Source organism: Streptomyces sp. YS-3 (assembly GCF_045257485.1).
Classification (GTDB): Bacteria; Actinomycetota; Actinomycetes; order Streptomycetales; family Streptomycetaceae; genus Streptomyces.
The window spans coordinates 1-5,253 of sequence record NZ_JBJHPC010000504.1 but is presented as its reverse complement, the minus strand read 5'-3'; the positions used below and the strand labels follow the sequence as shown (position 1 = coordinate 5,253).

Here is a 5,253-nt window from a genome sequence, read left to right as displayed (position 1 = left end):
TCCCTCGCCCCTCCCACCGGGGAATCGCCCGATGGCCATCCTTTGGTGTGAAGCGGGTGGTCTCGTGTTGTTCGGCAGGAAGTGCGAAAACTAGCTTCTTGGGCCGGAGGTGAGCCATCTCATGACGGCCTTGGCCATCGAGACCGCTGCCGGAAACGGCGACGCGGTCCGGCAGAGCGAGTTCACGATCACCGCGGACGGTTCCTACGCGGCCCGCCTGGTCCGGGCGCCGGGCGGGGACGACCGCTGGTTCCCCGAGCGGTGGACCCTCGACGGACCCGAGCCCTACGCGGTGCCGCTGCCCGGCAACCAGCCGGAGGACCCGGACGCCTCGGTGCTGCCGATGGGCGACGGGCGGGTGCTGATCCACCGCCGGATCGCGGACCGGGACGCCTTCGCCCTGCTGTATCCGACCGGCCCCGGCACCGGCGAGCTCGCCCTCGGCACGGTCCCGCGCGATCCGCTGCGGCGGCTGGTGCTGCTGCCGCCGTCCCCGAACGGCAGCTGTGCGTACGCACTGGCGGCCGGCCCCGAGGACAGCACGCTCTGGCTGGTGGCGGGCGGCGCCTTCGGCCCGGAGCCCGTCGCCACCCTCAGGGGCCGCTGCTCGGGCGGTGTCTGGCTGGACCGCACGGGGCGGATGCTCGCGGTCGACCGGGAGCTGGACGGGCGGACCAAGGCGGTCGCGGTGGACCTGGAGCGCGGCGGCGAGGTGAGCCCGCTCCTCCAGATCACCGAGGAGAGCGAGGACCGGCTGCTGCTGGCGGACCCCGACACCGGTCTGCTGCTGCTGCGCTCCGACGCCCCCGGCCACGACCGGCTCGGCTGGGGCGTGCTCGGCTCCACCCTGCCGGTCCGCTTCCCCGAGTGCCTGCGGCTCGCGGACGCGGCGGTGACGCCGTTCGCCGTGCAGCCGGGACAGGTGCTGATGCCGGAGAGCTGCGCGGTGGCGCTGCGGATCGACGCGGCGGCGGGCACCTGGCTGGGGCTGTGGCGCCCGGCGGGCCGCCGGCTGCACCAGCTGGCCGCGCCCGGCGGGTGGCTGGCGGGCGCGGGCCTGTGGACGCGGGAGGGGCTGCTGCGGCTGCCGTGTACGACGCCCGCGGCGCCCTGCTCGGTGGCGGCGGTCCCGGCTCCGGCGGACCTGCCCCGGCCCGCCCCCGTACCGCTGAAGCCGCGGGTCCCGCGGCCCGTGCCGCTCGCGCAGGCACCGCTGACCGGCCGTCAGTAGGCCGGGAGCGGCTGGTTAAGATCCACGGCGAACGCAAGGGACGAAACACAACGGGGTGACTGCACCACATGTCCGAGACACTGACCGCCGTGTCCGCCGAAGCCACGACGGACGCGGGCGGCCACGGCCGGCACCGGGGCGGCGCCGCGGTGACCGAGGAGCCGACCGCCGAGGGCCACGGCCGCCACCGGCGGGGCGACGGCGACGGGGGCCGCGACAGCCGCTGACGCCGGCGAAGAGGGGTGAAGGGCCCGGGGATCGGCTGATCCCCGGGCCCTTCACGCATGACCGGGGCCCGGCCGCCCGTTCCCCCGAACCGCTAGCCGCGTTTGAGGCCGAGGACCTCCGCCGCCGCGAAGGTCTCGTTCGCCGGGCGGTCGGCGTAGTACGGCGTGAGCAGCTCGTCCAGTTCGCCGTACGAGAAGGTCTCCTTGGCCGCGTCGAACTTGGCGGCCACCTTCGGCCGCTCCACGATCGCGACCATCCCGCCGTGCACGACCATGAGCTGGCCGTTGACGCGGGCGGCGGCGGGGGACGCCAGATAGCCGACGAGCGGTGCCACGTGCTCGGGCGCCAGCGGGTCGAGCCGGCCCTCCCCCGGCTCCTCGCTGCCGGGATCCGCGGGAATGGCGGCGAAGACGTCCTCGGTCATCCGGGTCCGGGCGCGCGGGCAGATGGCGTTGGCGGTGACGCCGTACTTGGCGAGGGCCAGGGCCGTGGAGGTGGTGAGGCCCACGATCCCGCCCTTGGCGGCGGCGTAGTTGGGCTGGCCGGCGGAGCCCGCGAGGAACGCCTCCGAGGAGGTGTTGACGATCCGGCCGTAGACGGCGTGGCCCGCCGCCTTGGACCGTCCGCGCCAGTGGGCGGCGGCGAAGTGGGTGGTGTTGAAGTGGCCCTTGAGGTGGACGTGGATGACCGCGTCCCACTCGGACTCGGTCATGGAGAAGATCATCCGGTCCCGCAGGATGCCCGCGTTGTTGACCAGGATGTCCAGCTTGCCGTACCGCTCGACCGCCAGCGCGACCAGTTCCCCGGCCTGTTGGTGGTCGGCGACGTCTCCGGTGTGGGCGACCGCCGCGCCGCCCGCCGCGCGGATCTCGGCGGCGACCTCCTCGGCGGGGCCGGACGAGGCGGCGCCGGTGCCGTCGCGGCCCGGCTGCCCGAAGTCGTTGACGACGACGGACGCGCCCAGCCGGGCCAGTTCCAGGGCCTCGGCCCGGCCCAGGCCCCGCCCGGCGCCGGTGACGATCGCGCTGAGCCCTTCCAGTGGCAGTGCCATCGGTCGACCGTGTCCTTTCGGGGATGCGGTGGATTCGGATGCGGGGATTCGGATGCGGTGGATTTGGATGCGGGGGATTCAGAGGGTGATGCTGGTGCGCAGGGCCTCGCCCGTGCGCATCTGGTCAAGGGCGTCGTTGATCCCGGCGAGCGGCACCCGGTGGGTGATCAGGCGCTCCAGGTCGATCCGGCCCGCCCGCCACAGCGCCACGGCCCGCTCGTAGGAGCGCAGCACGTCGCCGCCGCCGTACAGCGAGGGCAGGATCCGCTTCTCGTCGAAGAACAGCTCGAACATGTTGAGCGGGAAGAAGTCGTCCATGGCGCCCGCGCCGACCACGCACAGCGTGCCGCCGCGCCGGGTCGCGCCGTAGGCGGTGCGGGCGGTGGCGGACTTGCCGACGACCTCGAAGACGTAGTCGAAGCCCTCGCCGGCGGTGACGCGCTGCTTGGCGTCGTCGAGTTCGCTGGGCGAGACGGCCTCGGTCGCCCCGAAGGTGAGCGCGGCCTCGCGCCGGGAGGCCACCGGGTCGACGGCGACGATCTGCGCCGCGCCCTGCACGCGGGCGCCCTGGATGGCGGAGATGCCGACCCCGCCGCAGCCGATGACGGCGACCGACGAACCGGCTTCCACCCGCGCGGTGTTGATGGCGGCGCCAAGCCCGGTGGTGACCCCGCACCCGATGAGCGCGGCGATCTCGTACGGCACGTCGTCCGGGATCGGGACCGCGCATCCGGCGGCGACCACGACCTCCTCCGCGAAGGTGCCGGTGCCCGCGAAGCCGAAGACCTCCACGCCCGGGCGCCTGAAGTTGGGGGTGCCCGCGTTCATGAACCCGGCGAGGCAGAGGTGGGTCTGGCCGCGCCTGCACGAGGCGCAGACACCGCACGCGGGCAGCCAGCACACCAGGACGCGGTCGCCCGCGGCGAGCGAGGTGACGCCGTCGCCGACGTCGAGGATCTCGCCCGCGCCCTCGTGGCCCGGGACGAAGGGGGCCGGCTGCGGGAGCACGCCGGACATCGCGGAGACGTCGGAGTGGCACAGCCCGGTCGCGCGGATACGGATGCGCACCTTCCCGGGCCCGAAGCCCACCGCCTCGACGTCGTCGAGCACATCGAGCTTGTCCTGGCCGATCTCGTGCAGTACGGCTGCGCGCATGGTGCGGCTCCTTGTGGATCAGACTCGGACAGTGGAGACGTGATCTCTGGCGTGATCTCTGACGCGACCTCAGACGTGACCTCAGACGTGTTCGACGAGCGTGTCGGAGAGCACCGGGGCGTCGTCGCGTTCGACGGCCGTCACCGCCACCTGGACACGGCCCGGCGCGGCCCACATCCGGATACGCAGGGTCTCGCCCGGGTAAACGACCCCGGTGAAGCGGGTGGTGTACGAGCGGACGCGGGCCACCTCGCCGCCGAGGAGCGTGTCGACGACGGCCTTGAGCGTCATGCCGTACGTGCACAGCCCGTGCAGGATCGGCCGGTCGAACCCGGCGAGCGCGGCGAAGTCGGGGTCGGCGTGGAGCGGGTTCCAGTCGCCGGAGAGCCGGTAGAGCAGGGCCTGGTCCTCGCGCACCGCGCGCTCGACGGTGCGGTCGGGGGCGCGCTCGGGCTGCTCGGTGCGGGCGGAGGGGCCGCGCTCGCCGCCGAAGCCGCCTTCGCCGCGTACGAAGATCTGGGCGTCGCTGGTCCACAGCGGCCCCTCGTCGTCGGCGGCCTCGGTACGCAGCACCAGGACGGCGGCCTTGCCCTTGTCGTAGACGGCGGCCACCTTGGAGGTGGAGAGCGCCTTGCCGCGCACCGGGATCGGGCGGTGCAGGACGATGCCCTGGCCGCCGTGGAGCACGGCGGCGAGGTCGATCTCGATGCCGGGGGCGGAGAGGCCGCCGACCACGCCCATGCCGGCGCCGGCGACGGTGGCGAAGGAGGGGAGCACGTGCAGCCGCGACTCCAGGGTGTAGCGCAGCTCCTCGGGGTCGGTCGCCGGGACGCCCGCCCCCAGTCCCAGGTGGTAGAGCTGGATGTCCTTGTGATCCCAGACGATCTCGGTGGACCGGGGCTCGGCGGCGAGCGCCTTGGCGACGTCGATGGGCATACGGGAGGTGCTCCTTGGAGGTGGAAGACCTCGGCGCGGCCGTCCGCACCGTCGGCCGCGCCGAGGCCGCAGGGGCCGGCTCGGAGCCGGTTCTAGAACGCGTTCTAGGCTTGATGGGGCCTATGTATAACGCAGCGGCGAGCAATAGGGAACAGTTCTGACGTGTCGTCAGGTGCGGCGAGCTGTCGCTCGCGCCGCCGATTTGCCCGGGGTTTGTCTGCGGGCGGGTGGTGGGCTGGTCGCGCAGTTCCCCGCGCCCCTATTTGGCCCGGAGGTCGGCTGACGGTCGTGGTGGGTTGCTCGCGCAGTTCCCCGCGCCCCTCAAGGGGCCGGAGGTCGGCTGACCGTTGTGGTGGGTTGCTCGCGCAGTTCCCCGCGCCCCTCAAGGGGCCGGAGGTCGGCTGACCGTTGTGGTGGGCTGAGCGCGCAGTTCCCCGCGCCCCTCAAGGGCGGGGCCTGCGGCCCCTGCCCTCTCGGCGCCGGGTCACCCCATCCCCCCAGGGGCGCGGGGAACTGCGCGAGCAACCCCCACCGGCCCGCAGACGAAATCCGGGCACAACACGGCCGCGACCCGAGGACATTTGTCCCGGGCAACCCCGTACAAGAACCTCTGCCGCCCGCCCCCGGCGAATCCGTAGCGTCAGCCATATGA

General features: G+C 73.5%; 5 protein-coding genes. 2 read left to right on the top strand and 3 right to left on the bottom strand.

Annotation, left to right across the window (positions count from 1 at the left end; genetic code table 11):
- Nucleotides 1–121: 121 nt before the first annotated feature.
- Complete coding sequence (locus ACJA3G_RS29315; protein WP_406556057.1) at nt 122–1,231, top strand: hypothetical protein; 1,110 nt, start codon at nt 122–124, stop codon at nt 1,229–1,231.
- Between the two features lie 68 nt (nt 1,232–1,299).
- Entirely contained in the window at nt 1,300–1,458 is a 159-nt protein-coding gene (locus ACJA3G_RS29310) for a hypothetical protein (protein WP_406556056.1), read from the top strand.
- Between the two features lie 92 nt (nt 1,459–1,550).
- Here the strand turns inward: ACJA3G_RS29310 and ACJA3G_RS29305 are convergent, their stop codons facing one another.
- From ACJA3G_RS29305 to ACJA3G_RS29295, 3 genes are all read right to left on the bottom strand, one after another.
- Nucleotides 1,551–2,510: a 3-oxoacyl-ACP reductase gene (locus ACJA3G_RS29305; RefSeq protein WP_406556055.1), complete on the bottom strand. Its 960-nt coding sequence runs from the start codon at nt 2,508–2,510 to the stop codon at nt 1,551–1,553.
- 78 nt (nt 2,511–2,588) lie between these two features.
- On the bottom strand, nt 2,589–3,665 hold the full coding sequence (locus ACJA3G_RS29300) for a Zn-dependent alcohol dehydrogenase (RefSeq protein ID WP_406556054.1): 1,077 nt from the start codon (nt 3,663–3,665) through the stop codon (nt 2,589–2,591).
- A gap of 81 nt (nt 3,666–3,746) precedes the next feature.
- Nucleotides 3,747–4,601: a MaoC/PaaZ C-terminal domain-containing protein gene (locus ACJA3G_RS29295; RefSeq protein ID WP_406556053.1), complete on the bottom strand. Its 855-nt coding sequence runs from the start codon at nt 4,599–4,601 to the stop codon at nt 3,747–3,749.
- Nucleotides 4,602–5,253: the final 652 nt, after the last annotated feature.

Bases quoted from the DNA above. Each gene is read 5' to 3' on its own strand.
- ACJA3G_RS29305 (WP_406556055.1), bottom strand. From the start codon at position 2,510: ATGGCACTGCCACTGGAAGGGCTCAGCGCGATCGTCACCGGCGCCGGG.
- ACJA3G_RS29315 (WP_406556057.1), top strand. From the start codon at position 122: ATGACGGCCTTGGCCATCGAGACCGCTGCCGGAAACGGCGACGCGGTC.
- ACJA3G_RS29310 (WP_406556056.1), top strand. From the start codon at position 1,300: ATGTCCGAGACACTGACCGCCGTGTCCGCCGAAGCCACGACGGACGCG.
- ACJA3G_RS29295 (WP_406556053.1), bottom strand. From the start codon at position 4,601: ATGCCCATCGACGTCGCCAAGGCGCTCGCCGCCGAGCCCCGGTCCACC.
- ACJA3G_RS29300 (WP_406556054.1), bottom strand. From the start codon at position 3,665: ATGCGCGCAGCCGTACTGCACGAGATCGGCCAGGACAAGCTCGATGTG.